This is a genomic window from Rhizobium sp. WSM409 (assembly GCF_057653825.1).
In genome coordinates this window covers 4,027,934-4,047,889 of the sequence record NZ_CM172794.1, presented here as the reverse complement: position 1 = coordinate 4,047,889, position 19,956 = coordinate 4,027,934, and the positions used below count along the sequence as shown (strand labels likewise).

Here is a 19,956-nt window from a genome sequence, read left to right as displayed (position 1 = left end):
GCTCTAACTCTTTAAATTAGAACAGGATTCAGATTTTAGGCCGACCGACCTAAAATCATCCTGTTCTAGCGGATGAAGCAGGGTTTGCAGGATTTCGGTTTCGATCGCCTGGGCCGCCGGCGAGCCGAGATCGGCGATGCTTCTCGGACGGGGCAGGGGAACGCGGAATTCACGGATGATACGCGCTGGACGGGCCGAAAGCACGTAGATCCGGTCGGAGAGGAACACGGCCTCGCGAACATCATGGGTGATCAGCAGCGCCGTCCAGCGGTGCTCGGTCCACATGCCCTGCAGCCATTCCTGGATCTGCGTACGCGTCAGCGCGTCGAGGGCGCCGAAAGGCTCGTCGAGCAGCAGCATGTCCTGGGTCTGGACGACGGTGCGCAGCAGCGCGGCGCGCTGGCGCATGCCGCCTGACAGCGCGGAGGGATAGTGTTGCTCGAAGCCTGCAAGGCCGAAGCGCTCGAACAGCGGCGCGACAGCGGCGCGGGCCGCGCGACGGCTCATGCCTTTCACTTCGAGACCGAGTGCTGCATTGTCGATGATCCGGCGCCAGGGCATCAGCGCATCGCGTTGCGGCATGAAGGCGAAGGAATGCGGCGCCTGTTCCAGCGGCGCGCCTTTGAAAAGCATGGTGCCGGAATCGGGCCGAAGCGCCTGGGTCAGCAGTCGCAGCACCGTCGATTTTCCGGAGCCGGATGGGCCAACGATCGAAACGAACTCGCCGCTTGCGACAGCGAGTGAAATGTCGTCCAGCACCTTCATGCCATCGAAGGACTTCGAGATGTTGCTGAGTTCAACCATTGCATCGCTCATCGGCGCTGCTCCCCGGATGGCTGCCAGGGCATAACGAGGCGCTGGATCATCAGCGTCAACCCGAAGAGGCAGAGTGTCAGCACGGCGCTGACGATGACGGCGGCGAGCACGAGATCGGGACGGAAGTTGTTCTTGGCGTTGAGGATATAGATGCCGAGGCCGCGGGCGGCACCGGCATATTCGGCAAAGATCGCGCCGACGACGGCATAGGTGATCGAGATCCGCAGGCCGGCGAAGAAATAGGGCAGCGAGGAGGGAAGCCGTGCCAGACGGAAAATGCGCCAGCGGCTCGCCTTCATCGAATACAGCAATTCGGCGATGTCGCGGTCAGTCGATTCATAGCCCTGCAGCAAGGCGACGAGCAGCGGGAAGAAGGTGACGAGCGCCACCAGCAGGATCTTCGGCAACAGGCCGAAGCCGAACCAAAGGACGACGAGGGGGGCGATCGCCACCAGCGGCAGGGTCTGGCTGGCGATGAAGACCGGCAGCAATGCCCGGCGCATGAAGGGCACGAAATCCATGAGGATCGAGGCGGCGAAGGCGAAGGCCAGCGACAGGGCGAAACCACCGAGTGTCGCGCCGAGCGTCGGCCAGGTATTGGCAATCAGTCCCTCGCGGTTCAGCCAGCCCTGCATGACGATGCGCGAAGGCGCCGGCAGGATGGACGGTTTGATGCCGGAGAGATCGACATAGAGTTCCCATGCCGCCAAAAAAACGCAGCCGGCGAGCAAGGCGGGTATGCCCCGGTAGAGAGCGGCGCGGAGCGCGGCAAGGCGCGAATCCGATGGTTGTGGCAGTGTCATCAGCGTTCGTTTCAGGCTTTCGTCGGGCACTGCATAATTCCTGAATTCGGAATCGATTTAAGGATAAAATATGCAGCAATTTAAAGTGTTACAGCGTCCTTGGCGCGTCTGAAAAGACGCGCGGCGCTGTATTGGCGGACACTGTGATGTCGAGCGTCACATGTCCCTCGGGGTCGCCGAAGCGAAGGAAGGCCTCACGAATGGTGGAGAAGACCGCGCCGGCGTCGCCAGAGAGCCTGGTGCAGAAATTCTTGGCACGGTCGAAGGTGCCGGAGCGCTTCAGGAAGTCGATGCAGCCGTAGATCTCGTCCATATGGGTACCGGTTCCCATGACGTAGAGCGAGAATTGCGCAGCGGTCGGCTGTCCGGTCTCGGCGGTGGTTTCAACCGCGGCAAGTGCGGCTGTTATACGCTCGGCAAGCGGCTCCGCCTGGCCGAGGGAGGGGTTGACGCCGCAGATGGCGTCGTCGGGCTCGCCGGGGCAGCCGCGTGAAATCGCAGCGGACAGCACGCAATGCTCGCCGGTCTTTGCGGCAGCGACGAAAAGGTCGTGCATGGCGGCGAAGAGAATGTCAGGCGGGCCGACCAGCAGTGTGGAAATGTCATCGGTCTCGATGCGCAGCCGGTCGCGATAGGGATCGAGCGCCGTGACGGCATCGAGAATGATGCCGACGAAATTGTCGGACATCGGATAGAGTGACACTTGTGCGCCTGAGAACATCTGAACCTCGCTCCGCTGGCATTACCCAGATCAGCTTTGAAGGGTCCAGAGGCTTGCGCCTCACATCTCAGCCCCGGCAATACGGAGCCCCCCTGTTATTTGCGCGGAAACTATCACCGGGGTTTTCTCCCCGCAACCGCAAAATTGCGAACCCGTCCGTGCGGTCGGAATGAACCGGATGTGACGGAAAACACCCGGGCGGAGGATCTGCCCGGGTGTTCCCAATGGTTCCGTACCTGCCGGGAACGGAACCGGAGCTTTCTGGCTCAGGCGGCTAGCGCATAACCCCGAAAATCGGAATCGATTTTCGGAAAGGATTATGAGCAGATTCAAAGTGATAGAGCGTCCTTAGCGTGTCTGAAAAGACGCGCGGCGCTCTATGTCGGCATAGGGACGATTGCTGCGGGCGGTGACGAGCGCCTGCGTCCACCATTCCAGCCTCGCCATCATCCGATCGAGCAAACGCATTCCATCGGCGGGATTATCGAGTCGTCCGTCTGGATCGAAGCGGTTCCAAGGTGCGGCAAAGCTGACCGAATCACGGATGGTGACGGCGTGCAGTTCGGCGAAGACCAGCCGCAGCTGTTCGACGGCGCGCAGGCCGCCGGATATGCCGCCATAGGAAACGAAGGCGACCGGCTTGCCCTGCCAGGGCTCGAAGAAGAAATCGATGATCGATTTCAACGGGGCGGTGAAGCTGTGATTATATTCCGGCGTGACGATGATGAAGGCGTCGGCCATGCCAAGCCGTCCGGCGAGCCTGTCGACTTCTAGGTGCGTCACATCGCGGTTGGCCGGCAGCGCGAAGTCGAGCGGGTCGATGATGTCGATATCAAACTGCGGGAAGCGGAGGAGCTCCTGCGTCAGCCATTTGACCACCCGGTCGCAGATGCGGCCCTCTCTCGTGCTTCCGTAGATGACAGCCAGCCTGGTTGGTGTTTGCATGCGTCGCTCCTTGTTGCGATTGGACTTTACGATTGCAGGAGCAAGGGTTATAAAACCTCAACTAATCTTGAGGTCAAGAGGCGATGGATACAATTCCGGCAGCGCCGCTCGGCAAGCTCCTGACGGTCGGCGAAGTGGCGGCGCGCAGCGGCCTGGCCGTCTCGGCGCTGCATTTTTACGAGACCAAGGGGCTGATCTCGAGCATCCGCTCCCGCGGCAATCAGCGGCGCTATGGGCGCGATGTGCTTCGCCGGCTCGGCATCATCAAGGTGGCGCAGCGTGTCGGCATTCCGCTTTTGGAAATCCAGGCGGCGTTCGAGTCCCTGCCGCAGGGACGCACGCCGACCGTGGCCGACTGGCAGACGCTGTCGGCGCTGTGGAAGGATGATCTCGACGCGCGAATCAGGCGGCTTAGCCTGCTGCGCGACCGTCTGACCGGCTGCATCGGCTGCGGCTGCCTGTCGATCGAAAGCTGTCCGTTGCGCAATCCCTGTGACCGGCTCGGCAAGGAAGGGCCGGGCGCGCGACTTCTGGAGGCCGAAAACTAGTCTTCCGCCGGAAGGTACGTCTTTCCGGAAAGATCGATGCGCGCCTTCCTTTCGGTCGGCGCGCTCATATGTTAAGGGCGAATGACACAACCGGCGGCACTGTCCGCGAGGAGGACGGCTTCGTGTTCCATCCCAGACTGTTCGAAAATCGCAATGTTGTGGTGACCGGCGCCGGCCGCGGCATCGGCCTTGAAGTGGCCCGGCAGTTCCTGGACTGCGGCGCGAAGGTGATCGTCCATACCGGGCGCAAGCCGGGACGCGACCTGCCGGATTTCCTGCTGACGGCTGAATCCGAAAGACGGGCGCTGCTGCTTAATGCCGATTTCTCTGCAGTCGGTGGCGCAGCGCAATTTGCCGAGGATACTCTCGCCTTCTTCGATAAGGTCGATGTGCTCGTCAACAATGCCGGCACCATGCTTGGTCGTTTTCCCGCCGCCACACTCACCGACGCAGAATATGAGGCGGTCGTGCGGCTCAACCAGACATCGGTGGTGGCGCTGACGCGGGCGCTGCTGCCGGCATTGAAGGCGGCCGAGGGCGCTGCCATCGTCAACACGGTTTCGATTTCGGCGCTGACCGGCGGCAGCCCCGGTTCCTCGATCTATTCGGCTTCGAAAGCCTTCGTTGCGACCTATTCCAAGGCGCTTGCCCGTGAGCTTGCACCGGACGGAATCCGCGTCAATTGCGTGTCGCCAGGCACGATCGAGACGGATTTCCATGAGCGCTATTCCTCGCGCGAAAAGCTGGAGCAGACGAGAAAATCCATCCCCCTGCAGCGGCTCGGCACGGCGGAGGATTGTGCTCCGGCCTACCTATTCCTGGCGGCTCCCTCGCTCTCGGGCTACATCACCGGACAGGTGATCGAGATCAATGGAGGTCAGCTTATCTGCTGATTTGTTTGGACTTTTTTTGACATTTCATCACTTTTGACCAATTCGCTTGTGCGAATATGCTATTGTGCTGATCTACCTCATTGCCTACCTTCCGAGATACCGAATGCCGTTGCCCAAACCCGAGCCGGGGATGACCGGCCAGGAATTGCACACACTCGCTGGAAAAGCCCACGAAGCGAGCGATCTGCTGAAAGCGTTAGCGCACCAGACCCGACTTCTGATCCTCTGCATATTGGCGAACGAGGAGCGGACGGTGGGTGAGATCGAAAATATCCTCGGCATCCAGCAGGCAATGGTCTCGCAGCAGCTGGCGCGGTTAAGGCTAGAAGGCCTGGTCCATACGCGCCGCCAGGGCAGGCTGGTCTATTACAGCATCGGCAATGTCAGCGTGCTTGCCTTCCTCGAATCGCTGTTCGATCTTTTTCCGGTTGCAGAAAACAGTTAGAGCATGATGCCGAAAAGTGTGCGCGGTTTACGGACGACATCATGCTCTATTTCTTTGATTTAGATCAGGATTCAGATTTTAGGCCGATCGGGCCTAAAATCATCCTGATCTAGAGATCGCCCTTGCAGAGCACGGCTGCTGCGTCAAAGATGAACTGACCCGGATGATGTCATGCCGGATCGGGAGACCGGATGATCGACAAGCTGGAATTCTTCATCGCCCTTGCCAATGAAAAGCATTTTGGCCGCGCCGCGGAGGAGTGCGGGATCTCGCAGCCTACGCTTTCGGCCGCCATCCGGCAGCTCGAGGATCAGCTCGGCGTCATGCTGGTGCAGCGCGGCTCGCGGTTCCAGGGGCTGACGCCGGAGGGGCAGCGTGTGCTCGAATGGGCCCGGCGCATCGTCGGCGATGCCCGCACCATGCGCGAGGAGATGCGCGCCGCGCGCCGCGGCCTTTCCGGCCACATTCGCCTCGCCGCCATTCCGACCGCGCTTGCCATGCTGTCGCGCATCACCACGCCCTTTCAGGAGCGGCACCCCGGCGTGACCTTCTCGATCGTCTCGCGGAATTCGCTGCAGGTGCTGAGCATGCTTGAAAACCTCGAAATCGATGCCGGCATCACCTATCTCGAAAACGAGCCGCTCGGCCGGGTCACGACCGTTCCCCTCTATGCCGAGCGCTATAATCTGATCACGGCTGCCGGCAGCCCGCTATCTGATCGCGACAACGTGACCTGGCGGGAGATCGGCGACCTTCGGCTTTGTCTATTGACTGCCGACATGCAGAACCGCCGCATCATCAACCGCCACTTGACGGAAGCAGGCGCCACAGCGCATCCGACGCTCGAATCCAACTCGATGATCGTGCTGTTCTCGCATGTCAGGACCGGACGCTGGGCGAGCATCATGCCGCGCAACGTTGCAAAATCCTTCGGATTTCCAGTGGAAATCCGCATGATCCCGATCGTCGAGCCAGAGGCGCATCATCTGGTCGGCCTTGTTGCGCCTTATCGCGAGCCCTTCACGCCGCTTGTCTCGGCTTTGCTGCATGAAGCGAGAGTGCTCGTGCAAGATGAAGAACTTTGATAGAAAAAACCTATCAAGCAACGAGATAGCTTTATTGATCGCCGGCTGCTTCCCTGAGATGGTGGTTACGGAATAGCACTCGGCTGGGGGAGGCCCGCTATTTCGCAACGAGCAAGCCGCCGGGAGGGCTGCCTTATGACCATTCATATCGCCGAAGGCGATATTGCAGCACGCACCCGAGCCATCATCGCCGATCTTCGCTTTCTCGAAGGGCCGCTGCTTCCCATTCTGCACGAGGTTCAGCAAGAATTCGGCTATGTGCCGCAGGAGGCCATGCCTGTTATTGCGGAGGAATTGAACCTCTCCCGCGCCGAGGTGCATGGCGTGGTGACCTTCTATCACGATTATCGCGACCATCCCGCCGGCCGGCATGTGCTGAAGCTCTGTCGCGCTGAAGCCTGTCAGTCGATGGGCGGCGATGCGCTGGCCGAACGTGTCAAGGCGCTGCTCGGCATCGATTTTCATCAGACGACGCTCGATGGCGGCGTGACGCTGGAGCCGGTCTACTGTCTCGGGCTCTGCGCCTGTGCGCCGGCGGTGATGCTCGACGGCGAGGTTTATGGCCGGGTCGACGATCAGACGGCGGCGGAACTCGTCGCGGAGGCACGCCGATGACGGTCAGGATATATGTTCCGCGCGATGCCGCAGCGCTGGCGCTCGGGGCCGAAAAGGTGGCAAAGGCGATTGCCCAGGAGATCGCCGCCCGCGGCTTCGATGCCGAGATCGTGCGCAACGGCTCGCGCGGAATGTTCTGGCTGGAGCCGTTGGTCGAGGTCGAGGTTGCCGGCAAGCGCATCGGCTACGGGTCGGTGAAGGCGAAGGATGTGCCTGATCTGTTCGATGCCGGGATGATTGATGGAGGCGAGCATCGGCTCTGTCTCGGGGAGGTTGAAGACCTCCCGTTCCTCAAGGAACAGACCCGCCTGACCTTCGCCCGCTGCGGCGTCACCGATCCGCTTTCGCTGGGCGATTACGAGGCGCATGGCGGTCTTGCCGGCCTTCGCCGCGCCGTTTCGATGACACCAGTCGATATCGTCAAGGAAATCACCGATTCCGGCTTGCGCGGACGCGGCGGTGCCGGCTTTCCCACCGGCATCAAGTGGAAGACCGTTCTCGAGGCCGCCGGCGAACGCAAATATATCGTTTGTAATGCCGATGAGGGCGACAGCGGCACCTTTGCCGACCGGATGATCATGGAGGGCGATCCCTTCGTGTTGATCGAGGGCATGGCGATATCAGGGCTCGCGACCGGGGCGACCAAGGGTTTCGTCTATACGCGTTCGGAATATCCGCATGCGATCGCTGTCATGACCGAGGCCGTCGGCATCGCGCGCGAGGCCGGCATTCTCGGACCATCGGTGCTCGGCTCCGGCCACACCTTCGATATCGAGGTGCGCGCCGGCGCCGGCGCCTATGTCTGCGGCGAGGAGACGGCGCTGCTCAACAGTCTCGAAGGCAAGCGCGGCATCGTGCGTGCCAAGCCGCCGCTGCCGGCGCATAAGGGGTTGTTTAACTGTCCGACCGTCATCAACAATGTGATCTCGCTGGCTTCGGTGCCCGTTATCATGGAAAAGGGTGCGGCCTTTTATCGCGATTTCGGCATGGGCCGCTCACGCGGCACCATCCCACTGCAGATTGCCGGCAATGTCAGATATGGCGGCCTCTTTGAGACGGCCTTCGGTCTTTCGCTCGGAGATATCGTCGACAGGATTGGTGGCGGTACAGTGACGGGACGGCCGGTCAAGGCCGTGCAGGTCGGCGGACCGCTCGGCGCCTATTTCCCGCGGGCGCTGTTCGACACGCCATTCGATTACGAATCCTTCGCCGCCAAGGACGGCCTGATCGGCCATGCCGGCATCGTCGTCTTCGACGACACGGCCGATATGCTGAAGCAGGCGCGTTTCGCGATGGAATTCTGCGCCGTCGAAAGCTGCGGCAAGTGCACGCCCTGCCGCATCGGCTCGACGCGCGGCGTGGAGACGGCCGACAAGATCGCTCACGGTATCGAGCCGGAGAAGAACCGGGCGCTGCTTGCCGATCTCTGCAACACAATGAAGTTCGGCTCGCTCTGTGCGCTGGGTGGGTTCACGCCCTATCCTGTGATGAGCGCCATGACGCATTTCCCGGAGGATTTTTCGCCGGCACCTCTGGTGGAGGCGGCGGAATGACGCGTTTTTCATGGAACGCCTGCGCTGACCTCACCATCTCAAGCAAGGAGGCCAATCATGTCTCTCATCCATGAAATCGACTACGGCACTCCTGCTTCGAAATCCGAGGTCATGGTGAAGCTCACCATCGACGGACAGCAGATCAGCGTGCCGGAGGGCACCTCGATCATGCGCGCCTCGATGGAGGCCGGCATCAAGGTGCCGAAGCTCTGCGCCACCGATATGGTCGACGCTTTCGGCTCCTGCCGGCTCTGCCTCGTCGAGATCGAGGGCCGCAACGGAACACCCTCCTCCTGCACGACGCCGGTGGCGGCAAACATGGTGGTGCACACGCAGACGGGGCGGTTGAAGGATATCCGCCGCGGCGTGATGGAACTCTATATTTCCGACCATCCGCTCGACTGTCTCACCTGCGCGGCTAACGGTGATTGCGAATTGCAGGACATGGCGGGCGCCGTCGGCCTGCGCGACGTACGTTACGGCTATGAGGGCGACAACCACGTCAAGGCGCGCAGCAATGGCGACATCAATCTGAAATGGATGCCGAAGGACGAGTCCAATCCCTATTTCACCTATGATCCCTCGAAATGCATCGTCTGTTCGCGCTGCGTGCGCGCCTGCGAGGAAGTGCAGGGCACCTTCGCGCTGACGATCGAGGGCCGCGGCTTCGGCTCGCGCGTTTCGCCCGGCATGCACGAGCATTTCATCGATTCCGAATGCGTCTCCTGCGGTGCCTGCGTCCAGGCCTGCCCGACGGCAACGCTGACGGAGAAATCGGTGATTCAGATCGGCCAGCCGGAGCATTCGGCTGTGACGACCTGCGCCTACTGCGGCGTCGGCTGTTCCTTCAAGGCGGAGATGCGCGGCGAGGAACTGGTGCGCATGGTGCCGTGGAAGGACGGCCAAGCCAATCGCGGCCATTCCTGCGTCAAGGGACGCTTCGCCTACGGCTATTCCACCCACAAGGACCGCATCCTCAATCCGATGATCCGCGAAAAGGTCAGCGATCCCTGGCGGGAAGTGAGCTGGGACGAGGCCTTCGCGCATGTGGCGCTGGAGTTCCGCCGCATCCAGTATCAATACGGCCGCGAGGCAATTGGCGGCATCACCTCGTCGCGCTGCACCAATGAGGAAACGTATCTGGTGCAGAAGCTGATCCGCGCCGGCTTCGGCAACAACAATGTCGACACCTGCGCCCGCGTCTGCCATTCGCCGACCGGTTACGGCCTCGGCCAGACCTTCGGCACGTCGGCGGGCACACAGGATTTCGACAGCGTCGAGCATTCCGACGTCGTCATCGTCATCGGCGCCAATCCAACCGATGGGCATCCGGTGTTCGGCTCGCGGCTGAAGAAGCGGCTGCGCCAGGGCGCCAAGCTCATCGTCATCGATCCGCGCCGCACCGATATCGTCCGCTCGCCGCATATCGAGGCCTCCTATCACCTGCCGCTGAAGCCCGGCACCAATGTCGCGGTCATGACGGCGCTGGCGCATGTGATCGTCACCGAAGGGCTCTTTGACGAGGCGTTCATCCGCGAGCGCTGCGACTGGTCGGAGTTCGAGGACTGGGCCGCCTTCGTCGCCGAACCGCAGCACAGTCCCGAAGAGACCGAGATCTTCACCGGCGTGCCGGCGGCGGATCTGCGCGACGCGGCAAGGCTCTATGCCAAGGGCGGCAATGGCGCAATCTATTATGGCCTCGGCGTCACCGAACACAGCCAGGGCTCGACCACGGTCATCGCGATCGCCAACCTGGCGATGGCGACCGGCAATATCGGCCGTCCCGGCGTCGGCGTGAACCCGCTGCGCGGCCAGAACAATGTGCAGGGCTCCTGCGACATGGGCTCGTTCCCGCACGAATTGCCGGGCTACCGGCACATTTCCGACGATGCGACGCGCGATATCTTCGAAAAGCTCTGGGGCGTGAAGCTCAACAACGAGCCGGGCCTGCGTATTCCGAACATGCTGGATGCAGCAGTCGACGGCTCGTTCAAGGGCATCTACATCCAGGGCGAAGACATCCTCCAGTCCGATCCCGATACCAAACATGTCGCGGCCGGGCTTGCGGCGATGGAATGCGTCGTCGTGCAGGATCTGTTCCTCAACGAGACCGCCAATTACGCCCATGTCTTTCTACCGGGCTCGACCTTCCTCGAGAAGGACGGCACCTTCACCAATGCCGAGCGCCGCATCAATCGTGTGCGCAAGGTGATGTCGCCGCGCAACGGCTATGGCGACTGGGAAGTGACGCAGAAGCTTGCCCAGGCGATGGGGCTCGACTGGAATTACACCCATCCGTCGGAGATCATGGACGAGATCGCCGCGACGACGCCGAGTTTCGCGATGGTCTCCTACGACTATCTCGACAAAATGGGCTCGGTGCAGTGGCCCTGCAACGAGAAGACCCCGCTCGGCTCGCCGATCATGCATGTCAATGGCTTCGTGCGCGGCAAGGGCAAGTTCATCCGCACCGAATATGTGGCGACCGACGAGCGCACCGGTCCGCGCTTCCCGCTGCTGCTGACAACCGGCCGCACCCTCAGCCAGTACAATGTCGGGGCGCAGACACGGCGAACCGAGAATGTCGTATGGCATGCGGAAGACCGGCTGGAAATCCATTCGCACGATGCCGAGCAGCGCGGCGTTCGCGACGGCGACTGGGTGAAGCTCGGCAGCCGCTCCGGCGACACGACGCTCAGGGCGCTGATCACCGATCGCGTCGCGCCGGGTGTCGTCTACACGACCTTCCATCATCCCACGACGCAGGCGAACGTCATCACCACCGATTTCTCCGACTGGGCGACGAACTGCCCGGAATACAAGGTGACGGCGGTGCAGGTCTCGCCCTCCAACGGGCCGAGCGAATGGCAACTCGAATATGACGAGCAGGCGCGTCAATCGCGCCGCATCGCCGGCAAGCTCGAGGCAGCGGAGTGACGATGCGGGGGCGGCTCTGTAAGCAGGAACGTGGATCATGACCTTCACCGTCACTGCCCATGCCCCCGAAACCGCCTGCCGCAACGGCATCCTCCAGACCGGTTCGCGCATCGTGCCGGAAGAGGTGCCGATCGCCTTTTCCTACGGCGGCAGTTCGCATGCGGTGATGATGGCAACACCTGCGGATATCGAGGATTTTGCCGTCGGTTTCAGCCTGACCGAAGGGATCATTGCCGGGCCGGCGGAGATATCGGGCATCGAGGTCGTCGAGGGTGAGCAGGGGATCGATGTGCAGGTGAGCCTGGTCGATGATGTCGCCGATCGGTTGCGGGCACGACGCCGCAGCATGGCGGGACCGGTCGGCTGCGGGCTCTGCGGCATCGAATCGATCGAACAGGCGGTACGGCCGGTGCCTGACGTTTCGACATCGCCGCTGGCGCTGTCGCATGCGGATATCGTCCGCGCCGTTTCGCTTCTGAACGAGGCGCAGCCGCTGCATCGTGAGACGCGGGCGGTGCATGGCGCCGGGTTCTATCTTCCCGGCAGGGGGCTGATTGCCGTGCGCGAAGATGTCGGTCGGCACAATGCGCTGGACAAGCTCTGCGGCGCCGTCATCGGCGCCAGTGAAAGAGGCGGGGACGGCGCCGTCGTCGTCACCAGCAGGCTTTCCGTCGAGATGGTGCAGAAGGCGGCGATCCTCGGCAGCCCGGTGCTCATCGCCATATCGGCGCCGACGGCTCTCGCCATCCGCACGGCCGAAGAAGCCGGCATGACGCTCGTCGCGCTGGTGCGCGGCGAGGATTTCGAGATTTTCACCCACCCGCACCGCATCTCGCCCGGAAGCATTGCCGATGTCGCATGATACCAAGACCAAGCTCGTCTATATGGCAAACCAGATCGCCACCTTCTTCAAGAGCCAGCCGCAAAGCGAGGCCGCGCAGGGGGTCGCCACCCATATCAATAAATTCTGGGACCCGCGCATGCGGCGGCAATTGTTCGAAATTCTGGAGAATGAGGAGAACGGCCTGGACGCGCTCGTGCTTCAGGCCGTTCCTCTGATTAGAAAGCCAGAGCCGGTGACACACCAGGTCCCATAGTCTGGATCGGCCCATGCGCGAAGGGGAGGCGGGAGCAACCTGCCTGCGCATATGTCGGTGACAGTAAAATCTGAGAAAAACCAAGTCTGAGCCAGGAGGAGTTGTTCATGACTGCAGCGGAAACACGTACAGACGGGGCGTTGGCGGGGGTAGGCCTGCTCGATCGTGAAAGGATCGTCGCAAGGCCCGGGTTCAATCGGTGGCTGGTGCCGCCGGCAGCGCTCGCCATCCATCTCTGCATCGGCATGGCCTATGGTTTCAGCGTGTTCTGGCTGCCGCTTTCCAAGTCGCTCGGGATCACGGCCTCGACGGCCTGCCCTGATCTGACACTCGCCTCGGCGCTGTTCACCACGACCTGCGACTGGCGCGTTGCCGACCTCGGCTGGATCTATACGTTGTTCTTCGTTCTACTTGGCTCATCGGCCGCCATCTGGGGCGGCTGGCTTGAGCGCGCCGGTCCGCGCAAGGCGGGCGTCGTTTCCGCTTGCTGCTGGTGCGGCGGCATCATTCTTGCGGCGATCGGCGTCATTACTCATCAGCTCTGGATGATGTGGCTCGGTGCCGGCGTCATCGGCGGCATCGGTCTCGGCCTCGGTTACATCTCACCGGTCTCGACACTGATCAAATGGTTTCCCGACCGGCGCGGCATGGCGACCGGTATGGCGATCATGGGCTTCGGCGGCGGTGCGATGATCGGCGCCCCATTGGCCAACCTGCTGATGAATGCCTTCAAGACCGACAGTTCGGTCGGCGTCTGGCAGACCTTCATCGTCATGGCGGTGATCTATTTCGTCTTCATGATGGGCGGCGCCTTCGGCTATCGCATTCCGCCGGCCGGCTGGCGTCCCGAGGGTTGGACGCCGCCTGCAGCCAAGAGCACGATGATCACCACCAAACATGTGCACCTCAGCAATGCCCACAGGACAAAACAGTTCTGGCTGATCTGGGCGGTGCTTTGCCTCAACGTTTCGGCCGGTATCGGCGTTATCGGCATGGCCTCGCCGATGCTGCAGGAAATCTTCGCCGGTTCGCTGATCGGCCTGCCGGATGTCGGCTTCGCCCAGCTCGACGCCGGGCAGAAGGCATCGATCGCCACGATCGCCGCCGGTTTCGCCGGCTTGCTGTCGCTCTTCAACATCGGCGGACGGTTCTTCTGGGCGTCGCTGTCCGACAAGATCGGCCGCAAGAATACCTATTATTGCTTCTTCGTCCTCGGCATCGTGCTCTATGCACTGGCGCCCACTTTCGCAGGCATGGGCAACAAGGCGCTGTTCGTTCTCTCCTTCGGCATCATCCTGTCGATGTACGGCGGCGGCTTTGCGACGATCCCGGCCTATCTTGCCGATATTTTCGGTACGCAGTTCGTCGGCGCCATCCACGGCCGGCTGCTGACGGCCTGGGCAACGGCCGGCATCGTCGGGCCCGTTGTCGTCAACTATATCCGCGAAGCGCAGATCGCCGCCGGCGTTGCGCCCGGGCCAACCCTCTATACCGGCACCATGTATATCCTCGCCGGCATGCTGGCGCTCGGGCTCATCGCCAATGCGCTGATCAGGCCGCTTTCGGACAAATGGTTCATGTCCGATGACGAGGTCGCCGCGTTGCAGGCGAAGTCGGCCGCCGTCAATGCCGGGCCGACGGGTTCCTTCGGCATCGGCACAGGCGGGCTGGACGCCAAGGCGATGCTTGCCTGGGCCGTCGTCGGCATTCCGCTGCTGTGGGGTGTCTGGGTGACGCTGAGGGCAACCTTCGCGCTGTTCGGCTAAGCCATCAAAGCGCGTCGCATGGGCTTCATGCGGCGGCGCTTTATCGTCGTATACGGCGCAATCCGGTCAAGGTGCCGCCTTGCACCGGTATGGTTCAGAACTCTTCCCAGCTCTGGGCGGTCGCCGCGGCAGCGCCGTGCGCCTTTGCGACACGTGAAACGAGATGCAGCGCCGGCGAGCCCGTTTGTCTTGGCCCCGCTCCGCTGGTCGACTGCGTCTGCCCGGGTAGGCGGAACCTAGCCAGCAGGACACGCAGCGTTTCGGCTTCTCTCGCAAGGCTGAGGCTGGCGGCGGTACTTTCCTCGACCATCGCGGCATTCTGCTGGGTTGCCTGATCCAGCGTATTGACCGCCTGGTTGATTTCCTTGAGGCCGGTTGCCTGTTCCCTGGAGGCTTCGACGATGGCGGCGACATTGCCATTGATATCGCCGACCTGTGCGACGATCGCCTCGAGCGCCTTGCCGGTCTCGCCGACGAGCCCGACGCCGTTCTTGACATGCTCGCCCGACGTGTTGATCAGCGCCTTGATCTCCTTGGCAGCATTGGCGGAGCGTTGGGCGAGTTCCCGCACCTCCTGAGCCACGACCGCAAAGCCCTTGCCGGCTTCACCGGCGCGAGCCGCCTCGACGCCGGCATTCAGCGCAAGCAAGTTGGTCTGGAAGGCGATGTCGTCGATCACGCCGATGATGTTGGTGATCTCGCGCGAGGATTGTTCGATCTGGCCCATGGCCGCGACGGCATTGCGAACCACGACGCCGGAATGTTCGGCGCCCTGCTTGGTCACGGCGACGAGACGCCCCGCCTCATCGGCACGACGGCTGGAATCGTTGACGGTCGTGGTGATCTCCTCCAGCGCGGCGGCCGTCTCTTCGATCGATGCTGCCTGCTGTTCCGTCCGCTTGGAGAAGGAGTCGGCCGATGCGCCGATCTCGCTCGACCCTGCGGCGATCGCACTGGCATTCTGACCGATCGTCTTCATGGTCTCGGAAAGGCCTTTGACAGCGGTGTTGAAATCGTGCCGCAGCTGCTCCATCGATGGAACGAAAGGCGCGTCCACCGTTCTTGTCAGATCGCCTTCGGAAAGATTGCGCAGCGCGGTGCCGAGAAGGGAAATGGCGCTCATGCGCTGGGTAACGTCGGTCGCGAACTTCACCACCTTGTAGACCTTGCCGTCGGCATCGAGGATCGGGTTGTAGGCTGCCTGTATCCAGATTTGCCGGCCACCCTTGCCGAACCTGACAAATTCATTGGCGATGAACTCGCCCTGCGCCAACCGCTTCCAGAAATTGGTATAGTCGGCCGTATCCGTATAGGCACGATCGCAGAACATGCTGTGGTGCTTGCCGGTGATCTCGGCGAGCGAATATCCCATGGCGTTGCAGAAATTCTCGTTGGCGGTCAAGATTTCGCCCGTCGGGGCAAATTCGATCACCGCCTGCGAGCGCGAGATCGCCGCGAGCTTGCCGGAATCCTCCACCGCCTTCTTTTTCGCTGCGGTGATGTCGGCCGCGAATTTCACGACCTTGTATGGTTTGCCTCCTTTGAAAACCGGATTGTAGGACGCCTGGATCCATATTTCCCGGTTGCCCTTGGCAAAGCGCTTGTAGGCGCCGGCGTCATATTCGCCGCGTCCGAGCCGCGCCCAGAATTCGCGATACGCCGCGGTTGCCGTATAGGCCCGCTCGCAGAACATGCCGTGATGCTTACCAACGATCTCGCTCAGGCTGTATCCAAGCGCCTTGCAGAAATTTTCGTTCGCCTTGAGGATGTTTCCTTTGAGATCGAACTCTATGATCGCCTGCGATTTGGAGATGGCATCAAGAATGTAGTTCGAATCGGAGCTTAGACCAAACATTGCTGTCCCTTTGAGATGCGCAGCTTTTGCTGCTTAGGCTGGTAGACGCAAGGGTCGACGAGGAGTGCTGGTCCCGGGACGAACCGTTGGCCGGTTCGCAATCCCAATGTGCCGCAAACATGTCATCCGAACGCTTCACAACCATGCTGACTGGGCATGGTTAATATTGCGTATAAAAGCTTTTGCTAATCTTCTGATATCAGAATCACAGTCGCAGCTGGCCGAGTATCTCACGCAATAAAAAACCGCCCCGGAGGGCGGTTTTTCGATAATTTAGCGGCTTCTCAGAATCAGGCGGCCAGTTCATCCGTCTCGTTTTCCTTGAACATCTTGGCGAGGTTCAGGAAGCAGATCATGCCATTTTCCGAGGCGATGATGCCTTCGCAATAGGCCCGGTCGAAGGAGGCGGTCACTTCCGGCACCGGCTGGACCTGGCTGGACGAGATGGTGAGAATGTCCGAGACGCGGTCGACCAGCATGCCGATGACCATGCTGTGAACTTCGGCGACGACGATGGCGCTGCGCTCATTGGCGACGGTGCTCTTCATGCCGAGTTTGAAAGCAAGATCGATGATCGGGATCACCGAGCCGCGCAGGTTCATGACACCGATGACATCGGCCGGTGCATGGGGGATCGGCGTCGACGGCGCCCAGCCGCGGATTTCGCGGATGGTCGTGGTCTTGACGCAGAATTCCTGGTCATGCAGGCGGAAGGCAATAATTTCGAGCGTATCGCCGCTGAAGTTAGTTGAATTGATCGTCGCCATTAGAATTCTTCCCAACTATCGTAAGCCAGGGCAGAAGCGGATGCGCCACCATTGGCGCGGACAAGCTTTGCCTTCATCCCACGCGATGGCTTTGCGCTCGGCGAAGCATCGTTACGGTTATCGATGACTTTAGCGAAAGAGTGTTGCCCAAATCTAAATTGGGTGTCGGGATTGCGAAGGTTTTTAAGCTCGGATGAAGGCAAGGCAGTTTTGCTGCCGATCTCCTCCAGCCGAAATTTTCGCAGTCAGGATACTCCAGGCTTATTCGAGATCCTCAAGAAGAAGTTCGCCGATTTACTCAGCTTATCGTCTCTTCGATCTGCGAGACCGCCCAATCGACCTGCTCTCTAGATATGACCAGTGGCGGAGCGAGGCGAATTGTGTGGTCGTGGGTGTCCTTGGCGAGAAGGCCGCGCTCCTTCAGCGCATGGCAATATTGCCGCGCGCCGCCGGCTTCGGGTTCCAGCTCGATGGCCATCATCAGGCCGCGGCCGCGGACGTCCCTGACGATGTTCGAGCGGATCGACCTCAAGCCTTCGAGGAAATAGTCGCCCATAACGGCGGCGTTCTCGATCATGCCCTCTTCCGTCAGCACCTTGAGTGCTGCGCGGGCCACCGCGCAGGCGAGCGGATTGCCGCCGAAGGTCGAGCCGTGCTGGCCGGGCTTCAGCACGCCCAGAACTTCGGAATTCGAAAGCACGGCCGACACCGGATAGAAGCCGCCGGATAGCGCCTTGCCGATCAGCGTCACGTCTGCCTCGATGCCTTCGTGCTCCTCGGCCAGCAGCTTGCCGGTGCGGCCGAGGCCGGTCTGGATCTCATCGAGGATAAGAGTGACGTTGTTTGCCGTGCAAAGCTCGCGGATGCGGGTGAAATAACCCGCCGGCGGAATGATGACGCCGGCTTCCCCCTGGATCGGTTCGATCAAGGCGGCCACGGTATTTCTGTTGATTACGGCGGCGAAAGCCTCGGCATCGCCGAACGGAATGATGCGGAAACCTGACGTGTAGGGGCCGAAACCGCTGCGGGCCTCGGGATCCGTCGAGAAGCTGATGATGCTCAGCGTCCGGCCATGAAAATTATCGGCGCAGACGATGATCTCCGCCTTGCCCTCCGGCACACCCTTGACCTCGTAACCCCATTTGCGCACCGCCTTGATGGCGGTCTCCACCGCTTCGGCGCCGGAATTCATCGGCAGGATCTTATGCGAGCCGGTGAGAGCCGCGAGTTCTTCGTAGAGATAGGCAAGTTGATCGTTGCGGAAGGCGCGGGAGGTGAGCGTCAGCCTGCCTGCCTGTTCGACCATGGCGGCAAGGATTTTCGGATGGCAGTGGCCCTGGTTGACGGCGGAATAGGCCGAGAGGCAATCGAGATAACGGTTGCCGTCGGTATCCCAGACATAAACACCTTCGCCACGCGTCAGCACCACGTCGAGCGGCTTGTAGTTATGGGCGCCGAGCCGTTGTTCAGTGGCGATCAGTTTTTCCGAAGTGTTCATGGTCGTTCTCCCTCTAATCTTATTTCAACGCATGTCGTTATCGCAAAACCGCTGCACACTTTTGCTCGACATGCTCTTACGCGGCGCGTGTCGGACGATCGAAGATGCGGCGGCCGAAGAGGCTTGCCGTCAGTTCCACCAGGATGCGGGCGCTCTTGCCGCGATCGTCGAGAAACGGATTGAGCTCGACGAGATCGAGCGACGAGACGAGGCCGCTGTCCGAAAGCATTTCCATCACCAGATGCGCCTCGCGAAAAGTCGCGCCGCCAGGAACCGTCGTGCCGACGCCCGGCGCAATCTCGGGATCGAGGAAATCGAGATCGAGGCTGACATGCAGCAGGCCGTTCGCTTTGGTGACGACATCGAGGATCTCACGCATGGTGGCGCCGATACCCTGCTCGTCGATCGCGCGCATGTCGAAGACGTTGACGCCGTGTTCGTGGATTTCCTCGCGCTCGCGCGCATCGACCGAACGGATGCCGACCTGGAAGACATTCTTCGGGTCGACGAGCGGACGGCCCTTCGGCAGGATCTCGGCGAACTCCGCTTGGCCACAAAAGAAGGCGACGGGCATGCCATGAATATTGCCGGAAGGCGATGTGGCCGGAGAGTTGAAATCGGCATGGGCATCGAGCCAGAGCACGAAGAGCGGGCGATCTTTGCCGGCGGCATAACGGGCCATGCCGGAGACGCTGCCCATGGAAAGGCTGTGGTCGCCGCCGAGAATCAGCGGGAAACGGCCGGAGGCCGCGACGTCGTGGACGCTGCTTTCGAGCGCGCGGGTGAAGGCACCGACGATCCTCAGATTGTGGGCCTTCGGGTGGTTCGGCAGGTCCATCGCCGGTACGATCCTGAGATCGCCAAGATCGGCAACGTCATGGCCAAGCTCGATCAGCGTCTGGTCGACGCCGGCAATGCGCAGGGCCGCAGGGCCCATGGCAGCGCCTCTGCGGCCGGAGCCTTCTTCCAGCGGCGCGCCGATGAGGGTGACAGATCGCGATTGGGCATTCATTTTGGAGGGCTCCGTGTTGAGGCCTGTTTCGACCGATAGTGGGATAAAGGGCTGGCGGCAAAAAGATGGAAAAGTGTCAGAAATGGACTATGATTGCGCAAATTGATAAACCATTTTTGACAAAGTGATCAGCGTGGACGATCTCGACACCGAACTTCTGAGTGCACTTCGCCATAACGCCCGGATTTCCGTCTCCTCGCTTGCGGCGATGACCGGCGCATCGCGGGCAACGGTTGCCGCCCGTATCGACCGGCTGGTGGCCGGCGGCATCATCGTCGGCTTCACCATCCGCACCGGCCATGAGACGCGCTCCGCCGGCGTTCGCGCCATCGTCATGATCGAGGTGCTCGGCAAGCTCGCCGACAGGGTGGCCGATCAGTTGCGGGGCCTGCCGCAGGTGCGCGCGCTGCACAGCACCAACGGCAAATGGGATTTCATCGCCGAACTCGAGGATCGCGACCTCGCCTCCTTCGACGAGACGCTGCGCCGCATCCGGCTGGTCAACGGCATCAATTCGACCGAGACCAATATCCTTCTCAAGACCAGCAAAACGGGTTTCTAAGCCGGGTTAGAGCTTTTGCATGCCGTCGGTCCAAAACC

General features: G+C 61.4%; 19 protein-coding genes and 1 riboswitch. Of the genes, 11 read left to right on the top strand and 8 right to left on the bottom strand.

Translation table 11 applies throughout. The annotated features are described in order from the left end of the window. Positions 1-3: 3 nt before the first annotated feature. From AC25BC_RS19940 to AC25BC_RS19925, 4 genes are all read right to left on the bottom strand, one after another. Positions 4-816: an ABC transporter ATP-binding protein gene (locus AC25BC_RS19940; RefSeq protein WP_012759242.1), complete on the bottom strand. Its 813-nt coding sequence runs from the start codon at positions 814-816 to the stop codon at positions 4-6. Continuing rightward, positions 813-1,619: an ABC transporter permease gene (locus tag AC25BC_RS19935; RefSeq protein ID WP_026157492.1), complete on the bottom strand. Its 807-nt coding sequence runs from the start codon at positions 1,617-1,619 to the stop codon at positions 813-815. The genes AC25BC_RS19940 and AC25BC_RS19935 overlap by 4 nt, the downstream gene beginning before the upstream one ends. An 88-nt stretch (positions 1,620-1,707) precedes the next feature. After that, complete coding sequence (locus tag AC25BC_RS19930) at positions 1,708-2,340, bottom strand: YkoF family thiamine/hydroxymethylpyrimidine-binding protein (protein WP_012759240.1); 633 nt, start codon at positions 2,338-2,340, stop codon at positions 1,708-1,710. Continuing rightward, a riboswitch (TPP riboswitch) is annotated at positions 2,331-2,444 on the bottom strand. (Overlaps the previous gene by 10 nt.) Positions 2,445-2,688: 244 nt before the next feature. Continuing rightward, positions 2,689-3,285, bottom strand: coding sequence for an NADPH-dependent FMN reductase (locus AC25BC_RS19925; protein WP_012759239.1), 597 nt, complete (start codon positions 3,283-3,285; stop codon positions 2,689-2,691). A gap of 83 nt (positions 3,286-3,368) precedes the next feature. Here AC25BC_RS19925 and soxR point away from each other — a divergent pair, with 83 nt between their 5' ends. From soxR to AC25BC_RS19875, 10 genes are all read left to right on the top strand, one after another. Then, on the top strand, positions 3,369-3,833 hold the full coding sequence (gene soxR, locus AC25BC_RS19920; protein ID WP_012759238.1) for a redox-sensitive transcriptional activator SoxR: 465 nt from the start codon (positions 3,369-3,371) through the stop codon (positions 3,831-3,833). Positions 3,834-3,955: 122 nt separating this feature from the next. Beyond that, on the top strand, positions 3,956-4,726 hold the full coding sequence (locus tag AC25BC_RS19915; RefSeq protein ID WP_041935698.1) for an SDR family NAD(P)-dependent oxidoreductase: 771 nt from the start codon (positions 3,956-3,958) through the stop codon (positions 4,724-4,726). Positions 4,727-4,829: 103 nt separating this feature from the next. Further along, a complete protein-coding gene (locus AC25BC_RS19910) occupies positions 4,830-5,171 on the top strand; it encodes an ArsR/SmtB family transcription factor (protein WP_012759236.1) in 342 nt (113 codons plus the stop codon). A gap of 191 nt (positions 5,172-5,362) precedes the next feature. Continuing rightward, positions 5,363-6,256, top strand: a complete 894-nt coding sequence (locus tag AC25BC_RS19905; RefSeq protein ID WP_003543441.1) for a LysR family transcriptional regulator — start codon at positions 5,363-5,365, stop codon at positions 6,254-6,256. A 135-nt stretch (positions 6,257-6,391) separates the two neighbouring features. Then, the gene (locus AC25BC_RS19900; protein ID WP_012759235.1) at positions 6,392-6,871 is read left to right on the top strand and encodes a formate dehydrogenase subunit gamma; all 480 of its coding nucleotides are present in this window, start codon (positions 6,392-6,394) and stop codon (positions 6,869-6,871) included. Beyond that, on the top strand, positions 6,868-8,424 hold the full coding sequence (locus tag AC25BC_RS19895; protein ID WP_012759234.1) for a formate dehydrogenase beta subunit: 1,557 nt from the start codon (positions 6,868-6,870) through the stop codon (positions 8,422-8,424). The genes AC25BC_RS19900 and AC25BC_RS19895 overlap by 4 nt, the downstream gene beginning before the upstream one ends. Positions 8,425-8,481: 57 nt before the next feature. After that, entirely contained in the window at positions 8,482-11,361 is a 2,880-nt protein-coding gene (gene fdhF / locus AC25BC_RS19890; protein ID WP_012759233.1) for a formate dehydrogenase subunit alpha, read from the top strand. A gap of 37 nt (positions 11,362-11,398) precedes the next feature. After that, on the top strand, positions 11,399-12,223 hold the full coding sequence (fdhD, locus tag AC25BC_RS19885) for a formate dehydrogenase accessory sulfurtransferase FdhD (RefSeq protein ID WP_012759232.1): 825 nt from the start codon (positions 11,399-11,401) through the stop codon (positions 12,221-12,223). Next, the gene (locus AC25BC_RS19880) at positions 12,213-12,458 is read left to right on the top strand and encodes a formate dehydrogenase subunit delta (RefSeq protein WP_012759231.1); all 246 of its coding nucleotides are present in this window, start codon (positions 12,213-12,215) and stop codon (positions 12,456-12,458) included. Before fdhD ends, AC25BC_RS19880 begins: the two co-directional genes overlap by 11 nt. Before the next feature lie 107 nt (positions 12,459-12,565). Then, positions 12,566-14,224 (top strand): OFA family MFS transporter, encoded by a 1,659-nt coding sequence (locus AC25BC_RS19875; RefSeq protein WP_012759230.1) that lies wholly within the window; start codon positions 12,566-12,568, stop codon positions 14,222-14,224. 94 nt (positions 14,225-14,318) lie between these two features. On the opposite strand, the gene AC25BC_RS19870 is transcribed toward AC25BC_RS19875, so the two are convergent. The 4 genes from AC25BC_RS19870 to rocF form a co-directional block, all read right to left on the bottom strand. Beyond that, a complete protein-coding gene (locus tag AC25BC_RS19870) occupies positions 14,319-16,079 on the bottom strand; it encodes a methyl-accepting chemotaxis protein (RefSeq protein WP_012759229.1) in 1,761 nt (586 codons plus the stop codon). Between the two features lie 290 nt (positions 16,080-16,369). Continuing rightward, positions 16,370-16,846 (bottom strand): chemotaxis protein CheW, encoded by a 477-nt coding sequence (locus tag AC25BC_RS19865; protein WP_003543427.1) that lies wholly within the window; start codon positions 16,844-16,846, stop codon positions 16,370-16,372. A gap of 298 nt (positions 16,847-17,144) precedes the next feature. Then, positions 17,145-18,344 carry an ornithine--oxo-acid transaminase gene (gene rocD, locus AC25BC_RS19860; RefSeq protein WP_012759228.1) on the bottom strand — a complete coding sequence of 400 codons (1,200 nt, stop codon included), beginning with the start codon at positions 18,342-18,344 and terminating at the stop codon, positions 17,145-17,147. A 76-nt stretch (positions 18,345-18,420) separates the two neighbouring features. Then, positions 18,421-19,356, bottom strand: a complete 936-nt coding sequence (gene rocF, locus AC25BC_RS19855) for an arginase (RefSeq protein WP_012759227.1) — start codon at positions 19,354-19,356, stop codon at positions 18,421-18,423. Between the two features lie 124 nt (positions 19,357-19,480). On the opposite strand from rocF, the gene AC25BC_RS19850 reads away from it, so the two are divergent. Then, a complete protein-coding gene (locus tag AC25BC_RS19850; RefSeq protein ID WP_012759226.1) occupies positions 19,481-19,918 on the top strand; it encodes an Lrp/AsnC family transcriptional regulator in 438 nt (145 codons plus the stop codon). Positions 19,919-19,956: the final 38 nt, after the last annotated feature.